The following is a 20,344-nucleotide window of genomic DNA, read 5'->3' on the forward strand; positions in this document are numbered from 1 at the left end:
CTCCTACGGGTAGGGGGTGTTCCGGGTTTCTGTGTAGGAGCCCCGCCCCGGGGCGAAGCTTTGCCGTTGCGGCGCTCTCTCGATTTGCGGCGGGGCGCCGCCCCTACGGGTAGGGGGTGTTCCGGGTTTCTGTGTAGGAGCCCCGCCCCGGGGCGAAGCTTTGTCGCTGCGGCGCTCTCTATTCGCGGTGCAGCGCCGCCCTTGTACGGGCGGCGCATTGACGCTTGACTAACGGATAGCTTCGCTCCGGGCTCAATGCGCCCAGATCAAACCCACCAGCAGGTAGCAGGCCAGCGTGACGACCACCACGCCGAACAGGTTGAGGGCGAAGCCGGCCTTGATCATCGACTGTATCTTCATATGCCCGGTACCGAACACGATGGCGTTCGGTGGTGTCGCCACCGGCATCATGAAGGCGCAGCTGGCGGCGATGGCGGCCGGAATCGCCAGCAGCTCGGCCGGCATCCCCTGAGCCACGGCCAGCGCACCCAGCAGCGGCAGGAAGGCGGCGGCAGTCGCCGTGTTGGAGGTGATTTCAGTGAGGAAGATGATCACCAGCACCACCACGCCGACTATCGCGATCACGGGCATGGCACCCAATGCGCCGAGACTCTGTGCAATCCACTCGGCCAGGCCGGAGCTGCGGATCACGCCGGCCAGCGACAAGCCACCACCGAACAGCAGCAATACACCCCATGGCAGTTTGCCGGCGCTTTCCCAGTTCATCAGGAATACGCGTTTCTTGGTGTCTACCGGGATGATGAACAGCGCCAGTGCTGCGGCGATGGCGATGCTGGTGTCGTTCACACCCGATACCCAGTCGGCGATCAGCGGCTGGAATATCCAGGCCAGTGCCGTGACCACGAACACCAGTGCCACCAGCTTCTCACCCCGGCTCAGCGGGCCCAGCTCGGCCAGCTCGCTGCGGATCAGTTGAGTGCTGTCATGCCCGCTGAGGTTGAAGCCGCCACGGGTCAGCCACCACCAGGTAAAGATCAGCATCATCGCGGATACCGGTACGCCCAGCAGCATCCACTGACCAAAACCGATCTGTACGTCGTAGTTGTCGGCCAGGAAGGCGGCCAGCAGCGCATTGGGCGGTGTGCCGATCAAAGTGGCAATCCCCCCCAGGCTTGCTGCATAGGCAATCGCCAACAGCAGGGCGGTGGCGAAGCGCTCACGGTCGGTCTCGCTGGTTTTATTTTCACCGGTGAGCATGGCGATCACCGACAGGCCGATGGGCAGCATCATGATGGTGGTGGCGGTATTGCTCACCCACATGCTGAGAAAGGCAGTGGCCATCATGAAACCGGCGATCTGCCTGCTCGGCTTGCTGCCCATGGCCAGCAGCGTCATCAAGGCGATGCGCTTGTGCAGGTTCCAGCGCTCCATGGCCAGGCCCAGGATGAAGCCGCCGAGGAACAGGTAGATGGTCGGATTGGCATAGGGCGCGGTCGCGGCGTTGAGGCTGTCGATGCCCAGCGCCGGGATCAACAGGATTGGCAACAGCGAGGTGGCCGGAATCGGGATGGCCTCGGTCGACCACCAGGTTGCCATCAGCAAGGCCAGGCCAATGGTGGCCCAGGCTGTCTCGGAAAGCCCCGCTGGTGGTTCGGTAACCAGGCACAGGAGCAGTAGCAATGGACCCAGGATCAGGCCAATCCAGGCGGCTTTGGCAGCAGCCGTGGATTCATGGGTGGTAACGGCCATGGCGCGTTTCCTTCAGCTAAAAAAGGCGGGCTTTATAGCCCACAGGGCGACTTTATGACCACGCGCTGGCTGATCGGTTTTGCTTCAGCCTGTTTCAGAAGGGCGATGCCCCTGGCAATGCTCTGTTGAGCAGCGGCTGCACAAGACTCTGCGCTATTGCGGGTGGTTGCCGGCAATATGGGCAGCACTGGCTGCATGGCGTTGTTCAGTACGGCCGTCAGGTTCCTTAAGAAAAGTGCCTGTGTATGGTGCTGCCTGGTTAATAACGGGCTGGAACGCGATGAAAGGCACCTGTGTGCGCGACTCTAGGCCGTTGGTGGGGTGTCTCTGAGCACCCTATGCCAGCTTTGCAGGGCGACTCTTATAAGCCAGCAGGCGAGGATAAGGGGCAGGGTCAGTACGGACAGACCAAGGCTGGCGAACCCGAATTGCAAGAGCAGGGCGAGCAGCACGCCTGCCCCGGGAGCCAGCGGGCAGCGATGCACCTGGCTCAGGGCGATAGCCGCGAGGCTGGCGTTGTAGCCGTAGAGGCCGCTCAGGGCGGCATCGGTGGGCCAGCCATTGACCATCGCCAGCATGAGTCCGCCGCTGGAGCCCAGCAACGCCCAGAGCGCTGCGCGGTCGTCGGCCAGGCGCAAGCCGAGCAGCAGGCACAGGCCGGCCCATGGCGAGTCGAGAAAAATCACCTGCCCCAGGCCGCATAGCACGGCGAGCAACAACTGCAGGGCGTTCAGCTCAGGCGTAGCGGCTATGTCTGCCGGGGGAGCGAGTGGCGGCTGGAGCTGACCGAACAGAGCCAGTAACAGCCAACCCAGCAGCACGAAGGGAAAGGTGAAGGCGGGTAGCCAGCCGTGCTGGCGCATACGCCGCATCCAGGGCGCCAGCAGCAGGCTGGAGAGGGCGGCGCTGGCGATGATCAGCCCGGGCAGCGGCGGCGTCCACGGCAGTTTCAGGCTGAGCAGCAGGCCGAGCAGGATGCCGTTGTAGCCATACAGGCCGATGGCGATATCCGCAGGCGGGTAGCCGCGGCGTTGCGCAATCAGCATCGAGGTCAGACCGCCGAGCAAAGCGCCGGGCAGCAAATCCGGGGCGCCGATGAGGATGGCGAGCAGCACCAGCAGGCCGCAGCCGGGGTGCTGTTGCAGGAAGATTTGGGCGAAGCCGCAGAGCAGGGCGCGCAGGCTGTGCAGGGCAGGGTGTGAGGTTGGTAGTGGAGGCATGATGTATGCGCCAAGAGAGCCCTCTCCCCCCAGCCCCTCTCCCGCAAGCGGGAGAGGGGAGTTGTCCAGGAGCCGTGTAGGGTGCGCTGTGCGCACCAAAAACGCCCTGCCATAGCAGGTGTGCAAGGCCCAGGCGGCCCCGCGACATCCTGCGTTGGCTATGTGCCTAGCCCGGATGAAATCCGGGAAGCAGGAGTCGAGCATTCCCCGGATTTCATCCGGACTACGGTTCTTTATTGCGTTGAGAATCGTCGGCTCTATGCAGCGTTTCGATCCTCAGGCTCTTGATGCTGCCGGGTTGGCCGAAGGGTTCGCCGGCGGTGATCACCACGGTTTCGCCACGCTTGGCCAGGCCCTGAGCCTGGGGCGATTTCCAGGGCGGTGCTGGTGACTTCCTCGACCTTGCGCAGGTGTTCGTTAACCACCGAGTAGATGCCCAGGCCACGATCAGGCGGCGGGCGGTGGTGAGGCTCGGCGTGAGGCTCAAGATTGGCGCCTTGGGCCGCTCGCGCGAGGTGCGCAGGCTGCTGGCACCGGATTCGGTGTAGTTGACCAATGCCGCCACCGGCAGGATCGAGCTGATGTGGCGTATGGCGCAGCTGATGGCGTCGCTGGCGGTGGCTTCTGCCTGCTTGGCGATCACCTTCAGGCGCAGGCGACCGTCGTCCAGTAGCAGGCTCTGACCGTTGACCAGTTGCACCTTGCCTTCGGCGAAACGGCCGACGCGCAGCTTCGGCCCCTGCAGGTCCATGAGGATGCCGATAGGCTGGTTCAGCTCGCGCTCAACCTCGCGCACCCACTGGTAGCGCTGGGCGTGGTCGGCGTGTTCGCCGTGGCTGAAGTTGAGGCGAAACAGGTTGACCCCGGCTTCCACCAAATGGCGTATATGCGCGGCGTCGCGGATGGCCGGGCCGAGGGTGGCGAGGATTTTCACTTTCTTGTCGGGAGTCATCTGGCAGACCTTGGTCATGAGTTTTGTTGATGGCGTTGCGGCGTAGGGCGGGTGCAACCCGCCACCAGCGCTTTGGCGGGTTGCACCCGCCCTACAGGGAGGAGCCCGGTGGTTCCGCACCTGCAGTTTCCAAGATTGCGAGGATCAGAATGGCGCGAAAGTCGTTGACGTTGGTGCGCGTCGGGCCGGTGACGATCAGCTCGTCGAGGGCGGCGAAGTAGCCATAGCCGTTGTTGTCGTCCAGCTCGTCGCGGGCGCTCAGGCCCTTGATGCCGGTGCGGGCGTAGCTGTAGGGCGTCATGATGGCGCCGGCGTTGTCTTCGGAGCCGTCGGTGTCGTCGGTGTCGCCGGCCAGCGCATAGACGCCAGGCAAGCCTTAGAGGCTCTCGGTGAGGCTGAGGAGGAATTCGGCGTTGCGCCCGCCACGGCCGTTGCCACGCACGGTGACGGTGGTTTCGCCGCCGGAAAGGATCGCGCACGGCGGCTTGATCGGCTGGCCATGCAGGACGATCTGCCGGGCGATGCCGGCGTGCACCTTGGCTACCTCGCGCGCCTCGCCCTCCAGGTCGCCGAGGATCAGCGCCGGGAAGCCGGCAGCCTCGGCCCTGGCGGCGGCGTCGAGCGATTGCTGCGGGGTGGCGATCAGCTGGAAGTGGCTGCGGGCGAGTACCGGATCGCCGTGCTTGACCGTTTCCGAGCGTGGATCTCCAGCCAGGCGCGCACGTTGGCCGGGATGTCGATGGTGTAGCGAGCCAGAATCGCCAGGGCTTCGGCCGAGGTGGTCGGGTCGCCCACTGTGGGGCCGGAGGCGATCACCGTGGCTTCGTCGCCGGGCACGACGGAGATGGCGTAGGTGTAAACCGTGGCCGGCCAGCAGGCCTTGGCCAGACGGCCGCCCTTGATCGCCGAGAGGTGCTTGCGCACGCAGTTCATCTCGCCGATGGTGGCGCCGGATTTGAGCAGCGCCTTGTTGATCGCCTGCTTGTCCTGGAGGCTGATGCCGTCGGCCGGCAGAGCAAGCAGCGAGGAGCCGCCGCCGGAGAGGAGGAAGATCACCCGGTCGTCTTCGGTCAGGTTCGACACCAGCTCCAGCAGGCGGCGGGGACACGCTCGCCGGCGCCGTCCGGTACCGGGTGGGCGGCTTCCACCACTTCGATCTTCTTGCAGTCAGCGCCGTGCTCGTAGCGGGTCACCACCAGGTCGCTGACCTCGCCTTGCCACTGTTGCTCGATCACCTCGGCCATGGCCGCCGCAGCCTTGCCGGTGCCGATGACGATGACGCGGCCGCTGCGGTCGGCGGGCAAGTGGTCGGCCAGCACCTGGCGCGGATGCGCGGCGGCGATGGCGGTGGCGAACAGGTCGCGCAGCAGGCGTTGCGGATCGAAGGTCATGGCGGTGTTCTCTTGCAGATCGATTCCAGTCCGCAGATGCCGCGCGCAGCATCTGGGGAGTGGAATCGACCAACCTGGCAATCGGGCCGTGACACCTCCTGCCAGGAAGGTCGAAAGGGTGGGCCAGAAGCAAAGCCCCTCTCCCTGACCCTCTCCCATAAATGGGAGAGGGGACTGGTTTGGCGTACGCTGAAAATCGGTATAACGCCGAGCTGCTTGTCTCCCCTCTCCCGCATGCGGGAGAGGGGCCGGGGGAGAGGGCGCTTTGTTACTCGCCGCGGATATTGAAGTTGGCCATATGCTCCAGACCCTTGATCAGGCCGGAGTGGTCCCAACCGCTGCCGCCGAGGGCCGCGCAGGTGCTGAACACCTGCTGGGCGTTGGCGGTGTTGGACAGGTTCAGGTCCAGCTCGCGGGCGCCGGACAGCGCCAGGTTGAGATCCTTCTGGTGCAGGCTGATACGGAAGCCTGGATCGAAGGTGCCCTTGATCATGCGCTCGCCGTGCACTTCGAGGATTTTCGAGCCAGCGAAGCCGCCCATCAGCGCTTCACGCACCTTGGCCGGGTCGGCGCCGTTCTTGGCGGCGAACAGCAGAGCTTCGGCCACTGCCTGGATGTTCAGCGCGACGATGATCTGGTTGGCCACCTTGGCGGTCTGGCCGTCGCCGTTGCCGCCGACGCGGGTGATGTTCTTGCCCATGGCCTGCAGCAGCGGCAGGGCGCGTTCGAAGGCATTCGGGCAGCCACCGACCATGATCGACAGGGTCGCGGCCTTGGCACCAACTTCACCGCCGGACACCGGGGCGTCCAGGTAGGCGGCGCCGGTGGCCTTGATCTTCTCGGCGAAGGTCTTGGTCGCGGTGGGGGAGATCGAGCTCTTGTCGATCACTACCTTGCCAACGCCAACGCCAACGCCATCGGCAGTCGCGCCCTGGCTGTGGGGCGCGAGATAAAGGCCGCGCCGCTGACCGTCGCGGTGCTGGATGCCGGCGGGCATCTGATCAGCCTGCAACGCGAGGACGGCGCCAGCCTGTTGCGACCGTAGATCGCCATCGGCAAGGCCTGGGGCGCGCTGGCCTTGGGCAAGGGCTCGCGCCTGATCGCCGCCGACGCGCAGCAGCGCCCGGCCTTTATCGGGGCGGTGAACAACCTGGCTCAAGGCAGCCAGGTACCCGCGCCGGGCGGGGTATTGATTCGCGATGAACGCGGCGAAGTGATCGGCGTCTTCGGCATCACCGGCGACACCTCGGACATCGATGAGCAATGCGCGGTGAGTGCGCTGGAGTCGCTCGGCCTGAAGGCGGATGCGGGCGTCGCCTAGGGCTGATGATGTGGGAGGGGCTTTAGCCGCGAGCCTTGGTACCGCTGCCGGCGTCGCGGCTGAAGCCCCTCCCACGGCTTCCGCGAAACGCAGCGCTTTGCTCTATTGACGTTGCTGCCTGCTCTGCAGGCGGCAGAAGCGCTTGAGTGTATCCACCGCGAATTCCCGTTCCTCCCCGGACAGGGTATCGAGCATGGCCTGCAGGGCGGCGGACTCGCCATTGGCCGTCTGCGGCTCGGCGCTTTCGGCGAAGAACTGGCAGAAGGACGCGCCGAAGATCTCGCACAGGCGCTGGATGGTCAGCAGCGAGGGCAGGCTGACGCTGCGTTCGAAGCGGGAGATGGTGATCGGGTCGTCATCCAGGGCCAGTGACAGCTGCTCATGCGTGATAGCCATGGCGGCGCGGTGGCGGGCGATGATCTTTCCGACTATTGCTGCGAGTTCCTGGCGCACGGGTAAACCTAAATTGTCATATCGAGATCCATGCGCGAAATGATTAAGCGTTCACACCCTGCCCGTTAGGCTCTAATTTGTTTAGCCATACAAATGATCTAATATGCCCAGTGTCATGTCGCAATCACCTGGGCAAGGGTCGTGGGGAGCGTGAAACGGCCCGAGCGGAGCGGGGGATTGGTGCATGGCGCCGAATGGCCAAGCGGGATCTCTCGCATCTCTTATCCAGGGATCTATAATATGCAAAGAAGAATCATCATGGGCCTGCTTGCAAGCAGCACGCTGCTCGGTGGCTGCGCGTATTACGCGCAGGCGCCGCAGCCGACCAACTTCCCGACCCAGGAGCAGCAGCACGTCCAGGCGGCGTCGCACTGGCAACTGATCGCCGGCGACAGTGCCCGCCAGTTGATGGCGGCGATGCCGGAAAAACACCCGCTGCATGTGGTACGCAAGGGCAGCGAAAGCCCGTTCGAGGAGGCGTTCACCGCGCAACTGGTCACCGAGCTGACCCGTGCCGGCTATCCGGTGATGAAGAGTGCGGAGCGCCCCGGCACCCTGCTGGTCGAACTCAGCGCCCAGCCCGTGCAGTTCGCCGAGAACCGCCAGCGCCCGGCCGCCGCCGGCGAGCTGAGTCTGATCGCCGGCGGTCTGTGGGTGCTGCGCAACATCTACGAGAACGTCTCGCCGGGGGCGGCGATGATCGCCGGCACGGCCGCCGTCGATGGCGTCCGCTGGTTCGGCTCCAAGGCCAGTGGCGGGGCTTTCGTGCCGAAGACCGAGCTGATCGTCACCACCAGCGTTTCCAGCCACGAGCGCTACTACGCCCAGACCAGCAGCGCCTACTACACCACCCAGAGCGACTGGGGGCTGTATGCCCGCAACGCGGTTCTGCCGCTCAAGGGGGGCTTGTGATGAAACGTCTGGCATCTCCCTTGCTGGCTCTGCTGCTGGCGGCGCTCGCCGGCTGTGCGCAGACGAGTGGCCCGAGCTACGAAAGCGCGCGCAACTCGCCCTTCATCCAGGCCAACCATCAGGCCGCCAACGCGCTGTTGCAGCAGTTGCCCGGCAGCGGCAGCACCATGATCATCGCCACGTTGGTCAACGTCGACGCGCTGGATCGCTCCTCGACCATGGGCCGCCTGGTTTCCGAGCAGATCTCCGCGCGTTTCACCCAGGCCGGCCAGCGCATGGTGGAAATGAAGTTCCGCAACAACGTGTACATCTCGCAGAGCCAGGGTGAGCTGATGCTGACCCGCGAGATCCACGAACTGGCCAACGCTCACAACGCCCAGGCGGTGATCGTCGGCAGCTACGGTGAGAGCAAGGACTATGTGTTCATCAACCTGAAGGTGATCCAGCCGACCACCAACGTGGTGCTGGCGACCCATGACTATGCGCTACCGATCAACGACGACGTGCGGGTGATGCTGCGCGCCAAGCGTTATTGAGCTGTCGGAGGCTTTTCGGTGCGCACGGCTGGGCAATCGCATGAACGGTGTAGGCGCGAATTTATTCGCGATTTCATCGAGCGTTATCGCGGATAAATCCGCTCCTACAAGAGCTCTGCCATCCTCTGAATGGAGGGAGAAAGGCTTTATGCGATTGCCCAGGTTCGCACAGCTGAGGATCAGGCGCTGGTCACCAGCTCGGAGGCCATCGACGGCATCGGGCTGACATCACAGCCTTTGAGCACCAGGCGAATGATGGTCTGCGCCGCAGCTTCGTAGTCGGCGTCGTCCAGGCTGGCCTTGCCGGTGACGGTGGATATCTGCCAGTCGAAATCGGCGTAGGTCTGGGTCGCCGCCCAGATGCTGAACAGCAGGTGGTGCGGGTCGACCTGCGCCATCAGGCCCTGATCGATCCAGCGCTGGATGCAGGCGATGTTGTGCTTGGCCTGGGCGTTGAGCTGTTCGGTCTGCTCTGGCGACAGGTGCGGCGCGCCGTGCATGATCTCGCTGGCAAATACCTTGGAGGCATGCGGCAGCTCGCGGGAGATACGGATCTTCGAGCGGATGTAGGCGGTCAGCACCTCGCTCGGATGGCCCGGCTGGTTGAAGGGGGCAGAGGCGGCCAGCAGTGGCTCGATGATGCTTTCCAGGACCTCGCGGTAGAGGTTTTCCTTGGACTTGAAGTAGTAGTAGACGTTGGGCTTGGGCAGGCCTGCCTTGGCCGCAATGTCACTGGTCTTGGTGGCGGCGAAGCCCTTGTCGGCGAACTCCTCGCTGGCTGCGCGCAGGATGAGCTCTTTGTTACGCTCGCGGATGCTGGTCATAAGGCCCTGTGATTTGCTCTGCCGCCGGGCGGCGGTCGGGCATGGTAGCACCGGCTTTGCGCGAGGCTCAAGGCAGCGGCCACGGGCTCTCAGCGCTTAACTGACTCTGTGGTCAAATTTCTGTATACAAGAAATCGCTTTTCTGTTTCTATCGCGCACAGCGTTATCCATGACATAAAAGTCTCGGCTCGTGACGCTTGCAGGAGACCTACCGTGAACACCCATCAGCTCGTCGATCCCTTCGGTCGGCGCATCACCTACCTGCGTTTGTCGGTGACCGATCGCTGCGATTTTCGCTGCACCTACTGCATGAGCGAAGACATGCAGTTCGCGCCGCGCGCTCAGATTCTCAGTCTGGAAGAACTCTACGCCGTGGCCGATGCCTTCATCGGGCTGGGTGTGCGGCGCATCCGCATCACCGGGGGTGAGCCGCTGGTGCGCAAGAACCTGCTGAGCCTGTTGCAGCGCCTGGGCGAGCGTGACGAGCTGGATGACCTGGCCATTACCACCAATGGCTCGCAACTGGCGGAGATGGCTGCGCCGTTGCGCGCGGCGGGTGTGCGGCGCCTGAACATCAGCCTGGATTCACTGCAGCGCGAGCGCTTCGCCGCCTTCACCCGACGCGACAAGCTTGAACAGGTGCTGGCCGGCATCGACGCCGCGCGTGCCGCAGGCTTCGACAGGATCAAGCTCAACAGCGTGGTGCAGAGTGGGCGTAACGACGACGAGGTGCTGGATCTGGTCGAGTTCGCCATCGAGCGCGGCCTGGATATCAGCTTCATCGAGGAAATGCCGCTGGGCAGCGTGGTCAGCCACAGTCGCGAGCAGACCTTCTGCTCCAGCGACGAGGTGCGCCAGCGTATCGAACAGCGCCATGCGCTGGTGCGCAGCAGCAAGGTTACCGGCGGGCCATCGCGCTACTGGCAAGTGCTCGGCACGCAGACCCAGGTAGGGTTCATCTCGCCACACAGTCACAACTTCTGCGGCGACTGCAACCGTGTGCGGGTCACTGCCGAGGGCAAGCTGGTGCTCTGTCTCGGCCATGACAACGCGCTGGACCTCAAGCGCCTGCTGCGCGCGCATCCGGGTGACAGCGAGCGCCTACGCCAGGCGCTGATCGAGGCGTTGCGCCTGAAGCCCGAGCGGCACCACTTCGCCACCGACGAGCAGGTGCAGGTGGTGCGCTTCATGAGCATGACCGGCGGTTAGTGTCGCGATACGAATAATCTGTTGCCTATGGGTCGAGACCGCCACATCAATTACAGCAGGCTGGACAGTCCTTGTAGGAGCCGCGCCCCGCGGCGAATGGGCCGGTTCAGGCGACTGAAAAGCTTCGCCCCGAGGCGGGGCTCCTACTCAGGCCTGCGCCTGACCGGCATCTTATGCCTGACGCGACACTAAGCCCTCACCGCAATCTCAAAACAACAATAAGGAGGCTCTCAATGCAGCCCGTACGACTGTGCCTGTTTTCCACCATTCTGCTGACGCCCGCTGCCTTGGCGCACCTACGTGGTTGGCGTCGAGGACCTGCCATTCGCCCCGCACTACAGCCTCGATGGCGAAGGTCAGTACCGTGGCTTCGCTCGTGAGGTGCTGGATGCCTTCGCCGTCGATAGCGGGGTTAGCCTGAGCTACAAGGCGTTGCCGGTGGATCAGTTGTTGCCGGCCCTGCAGCGCGGCGAGATCTCCCCAGGTAAGAACGCACTCCTTCTCTGCACAACCGCCGGATCTACGCCACTTCGCCTTGATCACCAGAGCTTTGCGGTTTCTTGCCCGCTCGCCCTGCTCCATAGCGCCTTCTATCCGGTTCTTGTTCATCGGCTCGCAGATTACGCTCCACGGTTCCTCCCCACGCTCGGTCACCCTCACGCAGTTGCGCTTCACTTCGTTCGCTGTGATCAACTTACAGCGGGACTTGCACCCGCAGGAGTGCGCCCATGCTGGGCGCACAAGAAAAAGGGGGAAGGGCGCGAACGCCATCCCCTTTTTACCTGGCCGCCGTCCCTACCCGACGTTGGCGAGGTTCGTTGCGGCCGTGATCAGAAGTGATACTTGACCAATGCCTGCACGACGGTCTGGTCGAAGCGATCGTCCGATCCGTCCACCGGTTTCACACCGTATTTGGCGCGCCACATGTTGATCTCCGTGCCCACGTAGAGCTGACGCTCCTTGCCGAATAGTGCCTTGCCCGCATCCCACTTGACCTGGATCGAAGAGCCCACCGAGGTCTGGGTGCCGGCATCACGCGACGGCGAACGCCAGTCGAGGAAGCCGTCGACGACGAAATCCTGGTCACCCAGGCTGAACGGGTATGCCGCGCTGACGGTCAGCTGGGTCGCGTAGCCGTTGCTATTGCTGTCGGCGAAGAAGGTGTGGTTGTTGATCTTCACCTGATACAGGTTGGTCTTGAAGTAGGTGAAGCCGGGTACTTCCCAGTCCAGGCCAATACCGTAGAGGTAGTTCTCGGGGCCAGGGCCACCGTTGCCTTTCTCATAGGTGAAGGCAGCGAAGACGTCCTTGATCGGGCTGGCGGCCAGCTTCTGCCCGGTCAGCCAGCTCAGGCTCACGCGCGGGGAGAACTCCATGTAGTTGAACGAGTTCTTGTCGTGTTGGCGGAAGGTGACGTTGTCGAAGCTGCCGCGCGACTGCTGGTTGTCGGCGCGGATGTAGTCGAGAAAGTAGAAGATGTCGCCCCAGGCCCAGCCGCTGGCGTGCTCGAAGGTGAAGGTGGTCTGGGTGCGCTGTTCTTCGCCGTTGAAGTTCATGCGCTGGAAGTTCTCGCCGTACAGGTAGGACAGGCTGTTGTCCTGCCAGTAGAGCAGGTCGCCAGCGAGTGCTTGCTGGCCGGAGAACAGTCCGGCTGACAGGGCGAGGCAGTAGGGCAGATGCTTGAGTTTCATCGGTTTTCCTTATTGTTGGCGTGCAAGCGTGCGTCTCCCGGCAGCGTGCCGCCGGGAGTTGGTTCTAAGTCAGGGATCAGCTAGGTCGGGCGGCCGGGTCGAGGTCGCGGCTGAGCGTCTTGAGGCTGTCGTCGTCGCTGGCTACATCGTCCGGGCGGTTCTGCAGCACGGTGTGAAGGTGCGCCTCGGGGTCGTAGTCGTACTCCTCGACTTCATGGTTCTCGTCGGGCAGGAAGATGTTCAGCACGATGGTACTGAAGGCGCCTATGGTGATGGGCGAGCCGAAGATGTTCTTCAGTACGTCCGGCATGTGCGAGAGCACGTCCGGTACGCCGGCTACACCCAGACCAAGGCCCAGGGAAATGGCCACGATCAGTACGTTGCGGCGGTGCAGGCCGGCTTCGCTGAGAATCTTGATACCGGCCACCGCGACGGTGCCGAACATGATCAGGGTGGCGCCACCGAGCACCGGCTTGGGCATCAGCTGCAGCACCGCGCCTACCACCGGGAACAGGCCCAGCAGCACCAGGATGCCGGCGATATAGAAACCCACATGACGGCTGGCCACGCCGGTGAGCTGGATTACCCCGTTGTTCTGGCTGAAGGTGGTCATCGGCAGGCTGTTGAACATGGCGGCGACCGCCGAGTTGCAGCCATCGGCCAGCACCCCGGATTTGATCCGGCGCATATACAGCGGCCCTTTGACCGGCTGTTTGGAGATGATCGAGTTGGCGGTCAGGTCGCCTGCGGTTTCCAGCGGGGTGATCAGGAAGATCACCGCGATCGGCACGAAGGCGATCCAGTCGAAGCCGAAGCCGTACTTGAACGGTTGCGGCGCGCTGATCAGTGGCACCTCAGCCATGTTGGCGAAGTCCACCCGGCCGGTGAACCAGGCGACTGCAAAGCCCAGGGTCAGGCCGATGATCACCGCCGACAGGCGCAGCACCTGCGAGGACGTGCGGTTGAGCAGGACGATGGTGCCCAGCACCAGGCCGCCGAGGGCCAGATGGTGCAGGGCGCCGAGGTCTGGCGCGCCATAGCCGCCGGCCAGATCGGTCATGCCCACCTTGATCAGTGACAAGCCCATCAGGCAGATGATGGTGCCGGTGACCACCGGGGTGATGACCTTGCGCAGCTTGTTGATGAATTGGCTGAAGGCAATCTCGACGAAGGCGGCGCAGAAGCAGATGCCGAACAGCGTAGCGAGTATCTCCTCCTCGCTGGCGCCGCGCCCCTTGACGATGAACCCGGCGCTGAGAATCACGCTGAGAAAACCGAAGCTGGTGCCCTGCAGGCACAACAGGCCGGAGCCGATCGGGCCGATGCGTTTGGCCTGGACGAAGGTGCCGAGGTCGGAAACGAACAGCGCCATGCTCACTCGCTGGTCGAGGACATCCGCAGTAGCGGCGTATCGCTCGACAGCTTGCAACAGGACGTGCAGTCCATCGTCAGCGTGCTCGACGTGATCCGCCCCATCGCCGAGCAGACCAACCTGCTGGCGCTCAACGTCGCCATCGAAGCCGCGCGCGGTTTCGCCGTGGTCGCCGATGAACACGCAGATCGCCAGCGCCGCTGAAGAGCAAATGGCAGTGGCCGAGGACATCAATCGCAGCGTGAATCAGATCGCCTTTGCTGTGGATAGCGTTGCCGACGAAACCGAGCGTGGAGCGCAGACAGCACGCAACCTGGCAGGCCTGGGTGATCGCCTCGGGGTGCTGGTGCGTCAGTTCCGCATCTGAGTCAGAGCGGGAAGTTCCAGCGACTGAATGCGTCGCTGAGCAACTCGATCCAGGCGCGGACAGCCGGCGACATGCCGCGCCCGTGGGTGTAGGCCAACTGGATATAGCCCTCAGGCACCGTCCAGTACGGCAGCAATGAAACCAGGCTGCCATTGGCCAATTCCTCATGGCATTAGGTGGTGGGCAGCGGAGTAATGCCCCCCCCTCGGGCCGAGCTGCGTGACGCCGCGCAGAAACACGAGGCCGAGCTGGCCGAACGCACCCTGGAAGAGTTTCTCGCTGCCGATGCTATCGTCATCGGTGCGCCGATGTACAACTTCGCCATTCCCAGCCAACTGAAGACCTGGATCGACCGCATCGCCGTCGCCGGCAAGAGCTTCAAGTACACCGAGAGCGGCCCGGTAGGGCTGGCTGGCGGCAAGACCGTGGTGATCGCCTCCAGCGCCGGTGGCATTCATGCCGGCCAGCCGTCTGGCCAGGCGCATGAGGACTATCTGGTGCGCATGCTGAACTTCGTCGGCATCGACGACATCGAGATCGTTCGCGCCGAAAGCCTGGCCTACAGTGAAGAGCCGCGCGCCGAAGCTATGAAAGGTGCAGCGCAGCGTATCTGCGAGCTGTTCGCCACTGCCTGAGCAGAGCGCTGAAACAACAAAGCCCGCGAAAGCGGGCTTTGTTGTTTCTGGGCTGAGAGTGCTGTCGTCCAGCCCTCTCCCCCAACCCCTCTCCCATAAATGGGAGAGGGGAGTTTGGGAGTTTCAGACGATGATGCCCTGGCTACGCAGGTAATCGTCGTAGGTGCCGGAAAAGTCGGTCACGCCGTTATCCGACAGCTCGATGATGCGCGTGGCCAGGGAGCCGACGAACTCGCGGTCATGGCTGACGAAGATCAGCGTGCCCGGGTAGTTCTCCAGCGCCAGGTTGAGCGCTTCGATCGATTCCATGTCCAGGTGGTTGGTCGGTTCGTCCATCACCAGCACGTTGGGTTTCTGCAGGATCAGCTTGCCGAACAACATGCGGCCTTGCTCACCACCGGAGATCACCTTCACCGATTTGAGGATCTCGTCGTTGGAGAACAGCATGCGCCCGAGGGTGCCGCGGATCACCTGTTCACCGGTGGTCCACTGGCCCATCCAGTCAAACAGGGTCACGTCATCTTCGAAATCGTGGGCGTGATCCTGAGCGTAGTAGCCAACCTCGGCGCTCTCGGTCCACTTCACCGAACCGGCATCCGGCTCCATTTCGCCGACCAGGGTGCGCAGCAGGGTGGTCTTGCCGATACCGTTGGGGCCGATGATCGCCACGCGCTCGCCGGCTTCGACGGTGAAGCTGAAGTTCTTGAACAGCACCTTGTCGTCGAAGGCCTTGGACACCTTCTCGATGGTCACGGCCTGGCGGTGCAGTTTCTTGTTCTGCTCGAAGCGAATGAACGGGCTGACACGGCTCGACGGCTTGACCTCGGCCAGCTGGATCTTGTCGATCTGCTTGGCGCGGCTGGTCGCCTGTTTGGCCTTGGAGGCGTTGGCCGAGAAGCGGCTGACGAAGCTTTGCAGCTCGGAAATCTGCGCTTTCTTCTTGGCGTTGTCGGCCAGCAACTGCTCGCGCGATTGGGTCGCGGCAGTCATGTACTCGTCGTAGTTGCCCGGGAACAGGCGCAGCTCGCCGTAATCCAGGTCAGCCATGTGGGTGCAGACCGAGTTGAGGAAGTGACGGTCGTGGGAAATGATGATCATGGTGCTGTTGCGCGCCGTGAGGATCGTTTCCAGCCAGCGGATGGTGTTGATGTCCAGGTGGTTGGTCGGCTCGTCGAGCAGCAGCACGTCCGGGTCGGAGAATAGCGCCTGGGCCAGCAGCACGCGCAGTTTCCAGCCGGGGGCGACTTCGCTCATCGGGCCGAAATGCTGCTCGAGCGGAATGCCCAGGCCCAGCAGCAACTCGCCCGCACGCGATTCGGCGGTGTAGCCATCCATCTCGGCGAACTCACCTTCGAGCTCGCCGACCTTCATGCCGTCTTCTTCGCTCATTTCCGGCAGCGAGTAGATGCGGTCGCGCTCGGCTTTGACCTTCCACAGCTCCTCATGACCCATGATCACAGTATCGATCACGTTGAATTCTTCGTAGGCGAACTGATCCTGGCGCAGCTTGCCCAGACGCACGTTCGGCTCGAGCATCACCTGGCCGCCGGAAGGCTCGAGGTCGCCGCCAAGAATTTTCATGAAGGTCGACTTGCCGCAGCCGTTGGCGCCGATCAGGCCGTAGCGGTTGCCGTTGTTGAACTTGACGGAAACGTTCTCGAACAGCGGCTTGGCGCCGAACTGCATGGTGATGTTAGCGGTGGAAATCAAAGGACTTACCTATCAATTGCTTAGAGACGCCTGGTTTGCTCCGATACCGATTTGATACCGTTTTCGAGCTTTTCCAGCTCACCCCAGTCAGAGGTTGAGTTGATCCAGCGCGCGTATGTTGAGATCAGCATTTGCACGGAGTGGCCGAGCTGCTGAGCGATAAAGGCGGGGTTGAGGCCTGACAGTCAGGCACATTGTCGCATAGGTGTGACGGCAGTTGTATGGCGGCCTGTAGCGAATGCCCAGTACCTGCAGGGTGGGGCGCCACTGGTGGTGCACGTTGGATGTCTGTTTAACGTGTACCTGGCCCTTCGATGGCGGTAATACATGCGGGGTAGACGTGACCCGGCCAACACCCAGCAAGCGCCGGTCGGCGTAGACCTTGGCAAACCACAGTGCCCGCAGCGCTCGCTGATTCAGAAGCACGAAACGGTCGCTGCCGGTCTTGGTGCGCTCTTCCAGCTCGCCCAGGGCCACTGTGCGGCGTATATGGACGGTGCCCACATCTTGCCACTGCAGCGCCAGCGCTTCGGATATGCGCAGCCCGGTGAAGAACAGGAACTCGAACAGCGCCGCATAGATCAGGCTTGGCCAGTGCTCGGTCTGGTAGAGGCGATCAATGATTCGCTCTGCCTCTGCCAACTGAAACGGGTCGACCTCTTTCTTGGTGCGTTTCGGCAGTTCCATCGATTCCGCCGGGTTCTTCTGCAGCAGGCCATCACCTACAGCGGATCGCATGATTGCCGCCAGTTTTACGATGGCGTTGCGCTTTACGCCCGATGATGTCCATTCGGTGCCGGCGACTATCCGGCGCAGCAGGGTGGGCGTGATGAGGTCGATGCGCGTCAGTGCCAGGTGCGGCATCCAGTAGATGTTGAGCACGCTCTTGTAGTTGAGCCTGGTTCCCGCCGTAATATCCCTCGAATCCAGCCAGAGCTGAGCGTATTCGCCAAGTCGCCTGACACAGGGCTGCCCACCTTCAGCAGGAACCTGAAGGATGAGCGCACCGGCGAGATGATCCCCTGCACTGCCGTGCGCGCGGCGAAGAACTCGGTCAGCTACGCTACCGGCAAGAAGGCGATGCGCCATGCCATGGCCGAATCCGGCATTACCGACCCGAACGAGCAGGCCGCCTTTATGGCGCAGATGGATCATGAATCGGCTGGATTCACCAGGCTTGAAGAGAACCTGAGCTACAGCCCGAAACAGTTCATAAAGATGTTCGGCGCGCGCGCTGGCATCAGCACTGAAGACGAGACAAAGGCCATCCTGAGCAAGGGGCCTGAGGCGACTGGCGAGGCTATGTACGGCGGCGCATGGGGCGCCAGGAATCTGGGCAACACTGAGCCAGGAGATGGTCACAAGTTCCGCGGGCGCGGCTACACGCAGCTTAGCGGTCGATCCAACTACGAGGCCGCTGGGAAGGCGCTGGGCATAGACTTGGTGAGTAATCCGGATATGGCTGCCGATCCCGAGGTCGCGGCAAAAGTTGCCACCTGGTACTGGAAGAGTCGTCCTGGGCTGAGCGAGGCCGCCAAGAACGGCGATGTAACCGGTGTCACGAAGAAGATCAATGGCGGCACCAATGGACTGGCGGATCGGCAGGCAAAGACCGAGAAGTACCTGGCTGAAGCCATTAGCGGCAGCCTGACTGTCGAGCCGGCTGGCTCCCCGTCGCTCAGCTCGGCGCCTGCTGATGCTGTGGCGGTCACGCAGCTGCGTGCGGCCCCTTCGCCTGCCGCCTCAACTGAGGCGGTCGCGCCTGCCGCAGCCAATCTTGTCGCGCTGCCTTCGCTGGCCCTGGTAACGAATAGGGCGCCGATTGCTCCTGCCGCACCGGCCATGGCCAGCACGCCGAGCATTCCGGCTGTGCCCACTCCAGCCGTAGCCAGCATCGCGGAGCCGGCTCAGCCAACTCGGCGTTCTTTTTTCGCACGATAGGCCAGCGCAGTCAGGCTGTCCCTGCAGGCGTGCAGAGATGGCAGATTGCCTTCTCAGACGCTTCAGGTCTAGGATTCGCAGACCTGAACAGCCATGCCGATTGCCTCTGGAACGCAGAGAGAAGCTAGGGCGCACATGATTTGCGTCAAAGCCTCAGTGCTAGGCTCCTGTTGCCACCTCTCAACTTGCGCGAACCCATGGTCACTACCGTCATCCTCGGCATGCTCTGCGTTTACCTGCTGTGCTTTTCCGTGATGTTCCTGCTGATCAGCACCCGGCTGAACGGCAAGAAAATGGGCATGGAAGTCTTCGCGCTGGGCAACCTGTTGCTGGGCCTTGCCTACATCCTGCAGTTGTTCGGCGGCCCACCGGATGAGGGGCTGGTGAGCGTCATCAATCACACGCTGACGCTCAGTGCTCCTGTCGTCTATGTGCTGGGCGCCATGCGCTTTTTCGAGCGGCCGACGCCGGTGCTGCGCCCGTTGCTCACCCTGATGGCCGGCTACACGCTGTTGCAACTACTGGTGCAATGGCTACTGGGAACCGAAGCCCGTCACGCCATGCTGGCTGCGGCCTGTGCCTCGTTGTTTCTGGCCATGACCGTGGCGGTGCTTTATGGCCGGCGAACCTTCGCCCGGGATCTGCGCGTCGAGATGCTGGTATTCGCCGTGCTGATAGGTGGCATCTGCATCCTCAACGCCATGAAGTTCGCGATGATCCTCAAGGGTGGCCTGGCGGCCATCGACATGAGCAGCGGCTTTCAGAGGATCTTCTATATCTACATGTCTTTCCTGGCGACCGTGCTACCGCCCTGCGCCGTTTGGCTGGTGCTGCGCCGCCTTACCGATGAACTGCGCAACCTGGCAGCGCATGACCCACTGACCCAGTTGCTGAACCGGCGCGGGCTGATGGATGTTCTGGACGCGTACTTTCGCTCGCGCACAGCCGGCCCGGTGTATCTGCTGATCGTGGATATCGATCACTTCAAGCGTATCAACGACACCCATGGCCACAAGGCCGGTGACCGTGTTCTGAGCCACGTCGCCGCTGTGCTCAAGGCCACGGCACGTCAGGGCGACCTGGTCTGCCGCTTGGGCGGCGAGGAATTTGTGGTCATCGCTCTGGGTACCGACAGCACCGGCGCCCAGCAACTGGCCGAGCGCATGCGAGCGGCGATCGAGCACAACGAAGTGGTTGGCACAGGCGTGAAGCAGCCGATTCGCTGTACGGCGACCCTTGGTGCTTCGGGGGCTTTTACAGCTGCGCAGGATTTCGATGCGTTTCTGCAGTTGGCGGATGCTGCCCTGTACCGGGGGAAGACACAGGGGCGGAATCGGGTTGAGTGGGCAGGGGGGTAGAGCGGTCAGTGCAGATTTACGGGCTATAACGGCTGGCCAAAAGTGGTCACGGCATTTCCTCATAAAATAGAGGGGCGTTTGGGGCGGGTTAGCTACGAACGGCATGGTTGTATCGAGTGTCCGATCTCGAGTTCGCATTTGTATTCAAATGTTAGAGATTCGGCTCACAGTGCTAGAAACCACAATCTACGGGCCTGTGTAAGCATTTTCTGCATTGATTATCAAAGTGGCATAGAACCTGGGAAGGAATATAATGGAGGCCCTTGTGCGACACGTATGATCGTGTCGTGCTTGGTTTGGTTAATGCGCCTAGGCACCTTAATCCCTTGCTATCAGGGGGTTTGAAGCCCGAAAAAGCATTCAACAAACCGGCTCAGCCTGGTTAATCCACACCCTGGGGACGCTTCGTTTTGGCGGGGATGGATAGCAAAAGCTGTATCTGTTCAAACCCTAAAATGGGTCAATGAGCGGTTACAGAAACAGGATAGTAACGTTCAGCTATCGTCGAATTGTTACTAAAAATGTCTGACCCGAGGGTGAATTTGCCCTCCGGGCAGAACTCACCCCTGCACGTCCGGCAGTGAGCCAATTCACCGTCGTGAGACGTTGTAGGGTGTTGAACCAAGCACGGAGCGAAAAGCTCCGAATCGCATTGCTCAACTTCGCTTGTATAGGAAGTACCGAGCCTGGCATGTACCTGCCAGTTCATTAGATCGGCATGCGTCAGGGGCCAACCCTGGGG

The 20,344-nt window shown here is 62.6% G+C and carries 16 protein-coding genes and 6 pseudogenes; 9 read left to right on the plus strand and 13 right to left on the minus strand.

Annotation, left to right across the window (positions count from 1 at the left end; translation table 11 throughout):
- Positions 1-252: 252 nt before the first annotated feature.
- From DBO86_RS20510 to DBO86_RS20530, 5 genes and pseudogenes are all read right to left on the minus strand, one after another.
- Complete coding sequence (locus DBO86_RS20510; RefSeq protein ID WP_108234689.1) at positions 253-1,710, minus strand: SLC13 family permease; 1,458 nt, start codon at positions 1,708-1,710, stop codon at positions 253-255.
- Positions 1,711-2,015: 305 nt separating this feature from the next.
- Complete coding sequence (locus tag DBO86_RS20515; RefSeq protein WP_108234690.1) at positions 2,016-2,930, minus strand: urea transporter; 915 nt, start codon at positions 2,928-2,930, stop codon at positions 2,016-2,018.
- A 223-nt stretch (positions 2,931-3,153) separates the two neighbouring features.
- Positions 3,154-3,900: a pyruvate kinase gene (locus DBO86_RS27345; RefSeq protein ID WP_425266815.1), complete on the minus strand. Its 747-nt coding sequence runs from the start codon at positions 3,898-3,900 to the stop codon at positions 3,154-3,156.
- A gap of 73 nt (positions 3,901-3,973) precedes the next feature.
- Positions 3,974-5,273, minus strand: a pseudogene (locus DBO86_RS20525) (glycerate kinase type-2 family protein).
- Between the two features lie 268 nt (positions 5,274-5,541).
- A complete protein-coding gene (locus tag DBO86_RS20530) occupies positions 5,542-6,270 on the minus strand; it encodes an NAD-binding protein (protein ID WP_108234697.1) in 729 nt (242 codons plus the stop codon).
- Here DBO86_RS20530 and DBO86_RS20535 point away from each other — a divergent pair.
- Positions 6,190-6,594 (plus strand): annotated as a pseudogene (locus tag DBO86_RS20535) (GlcG/HbpS family heme-binding protein). The gene DBO86_RS20530 and the pseudogene DBO86_RS20535 sit on opposite strands and share 81 nt — an antisense overlap.
- 102 nt (positions 6,595-6,696) lie before the next feature.
- On the opposite strand, the gene DBO86_RS20540 reads toward DBO86_RS20535, so the two are convergent.
- Positions 6,697-7,047, minus strand: a complete 351-nt coding sequence (locus DBO86_RS20540) for a helix-turn-helix domain-containing protein (protein ID WP_084340990.1) — start codon at positions 7,045-7,047, stop codon at positions 6,697-6,699.
- Between the two features lie 240 nt (positions 7,048-7,287).
- Between DBO86_RS20540 and DBO86_RS20545 the strand changes: the two genes are divergently transcribed.
- On the plus strand, positions 7,288-7,959 hold the full coding sequence (locus DBO86_RS20545; protein WP_125873592.1) for a hypothetical protein: 672 nt from the start codon (positions 7,288-7,290) through the stop codon (positions 7,957-7,959).
- Positions 7,959-8,495 carry a FlgO family outer membrane protein gene (locus tag DBO86_RS20550; RefSeq protein ID WP_074857704.1) on the plus strand — a complete coding sequence of 179 codons (537 nt, stop codon included), beginning with the start codon at positions 7,959-7,961 and terminating at the stop codon, positions 8,493-8,495. The genes DBO86_RS20545 and DBO86_RS20550 overlap by 1 nt, the downstream gene beginning before the upstream one ends.
- Positions 8,496-8,674: 179 nt before the next feature.
- Here DBO86_RS20550 and DBO86_RS20555 read toward each other — a convergent pair whose 3' ends face one another.
- Positions 8,675-9,319 carry a TetR/AcrR family transcriptional regulator gene (locus DBO86_RS20555; RefSeq protein WP_003460821.1) on the minus strand — a complete coding sequence of 215 codons (645 nt, stop codon included), beginning with the start codon at positions 9,317-9,319 and terminating at the stop codon, positions 8,675-8,677.
- A gap of 213 nt (positions 9,320-9,532) precedes the next feature.
- Between DBO86_RS20555 and moaA the strand changes: the two genes are divergently transcribed.
- Positions 9,533-10,528 (plus strand): GTP 3',8-cyclase MoaA, encoded by a 996-nt coding sequence (moaA, locus tag DBO86_RS20560; RefSeq protein ID WP_108234692.1) that lies wholly within the window; start codon positions 9,533-9,535, stop codon positions 10,526-10,528.
- Positions 10,529-10,735: 207 nt separating this feature from the next.
- On the opposite strand, the gene DBO86_RS26310 is transcribed toward moaA, so the two are convergent.
- The 3 genes and pseudogenes from DBO86_RS26310 to DBO86_RS20580 form a co-directional block, all read right to left on the minus strand.
- Positions 10,736-11,137, minus strand: a complete 402-nt coding sequence (locus DBO86_RS26310) for a hypothetical protein (RefSeq protein WP_208630524.1) — start codon at positions 11,135-11,137, stop codon at positions 10,736-10,738.
- 221 nt (positions 11,138-11,358) lie between these two features.
- Complete coding sequence (locus tag DBO86_RS20575; protein WP_108234693.1) at positions 11,359-12,219, minus strand: outer membrane protein OmpK; 861 nt, start codon at positions 12,217-12,219, stop codon at positions 11,359-11,361.
- A gap of 76 nt (positions 12,220-12,295) precedes the next feature.
- Positions 12,296-13,597 (minus strand): annotated as a pseudogene (locus DBO86_RS20580) (nucleobase:cation symporter-2 family protein); the annotation flags it as partial.
- A gap of 66 nt (positions 13,598-13,663) precedes the next feature.
- Here DBO86_RS20580 and DBO86_RS27350 point away from each other — a divergent pair.
- A pseudogene (locus tag DBO86_RS27350) lies at positions 13,664-13,771 on the plus strand (methyl-accepting chemotaxis protein); the annotation flags it as partial.
- Positions 13,767-13,958: a methyl-accepting chemotaxis protein gene (locus DBO86_RS27355; RefSeq protein ID WP_039964684.1), complete on the plus strand. Its 192-nt coding sequence runs from the start codon at positions 13,767-13,769 to the stop codon at positions 13,956-13,958. The pseudogene DBO86_RS27350 and the gene DBO86_RS27355, both read left to right, overlap by 5 nt.
- A gap of 1 nt (position 13,959) precedes the next feature.
- Here the strand turns inward: DBO86_RS27355 and DBO86_RS20590 are convergent, their stop codons facing one another.
- Positions 13,960-14,118 (minus strand): hypothetical protein, encoded by a 159-nt coding sequence (locus DBO86_RS20590; RefSeq protein ID WP_244185584.1) that lies wholly within the window; start codon positions 14,116-14,118, stop codon positions 13,960-13,962.
- A gap of 49 nt (positions 14,119-14,167) precedes the next feature.
- Between DBO86_RS20590 and DBO86_RS20595 the strand changes: the two are divergent.
- Positions 14,168-14,593, plus strand: a pseudogene (locus DBO86_RS20595) (NAD(P)H-dependent oxidoreductase); the annotation flags it as partial.
- Between the two features lie 123 nt (positions 14,594-14,716).
- On the opposite strand, the gene DBO86_RS20600 reads toward DBO86_RS20595, so the two are convergent.
- Both DBO86_RS20600 and DBO86_RS20605 read right to left on the minus strand, forming a co-directional pair.
- Complete coding sequence (locus tag DBO86_RS20600) at positions 14,717-16,303, minus strand: ABC-F family ATPase (protein ID WP_021488852.1); 1,587 nt, start codon at positions 16,301-16,303, stop codon at positions 14,717-14,719.
- Positions 16,304-16,323: 20 nt separating this feature from the next.
- Positions 16,324-17,281, minus strand: a pseudogene (locus DBO86_RS20605) (tyrosine-type recombinase/integrase); the annotation flags it as partial.
- A gap of 114 nt (positions 17,282-17,395) precedes the next feature.
- Between DBO86_RS20605 and DBO86_RS20610 the strand changes: the two are divergent.
- Positions 17,396-18,244 carry a glycoside hydrolase family 19 protein gene (locus tag DBO86_RS20610; protein WP_157837782.1) on the plus strand — a complete coding sequence of 283 codons (849 nt, stop codon included), beginning with the start codon at positions 17,396-17,398 and terminating at the stop codon, positions 18,242-18,244.
- A gap of 197 nt (positions 18,245-18,441) precedes the next feature.
- Positions 18,442-19,602 carry a GGDEF domain-containing protein gene (locus DBO86_RS20615; RefSeq protein WP_108234696.1) on the plus strand — a complete coding sequence of 387 codons (1,161 nt, stop codon included), beginning with the start codon at positions 18,442-18,444 and terminating at the stop codon, positions 19,600-19,602.
- Positions 19,603-20,344 lie beyond the last annotated feature (742 nt).

Source organism: Ectopseudomonas oleovorans (assembly GCF_003052605.1).
Classification (GTDB): Bacteria; Pseudomonadota; Gammaproteobacteria; order Pseudomonadales; family Pseudomonadaceae; genus Aquipseudomonas; species Aquipseudomonas oleovorans_A.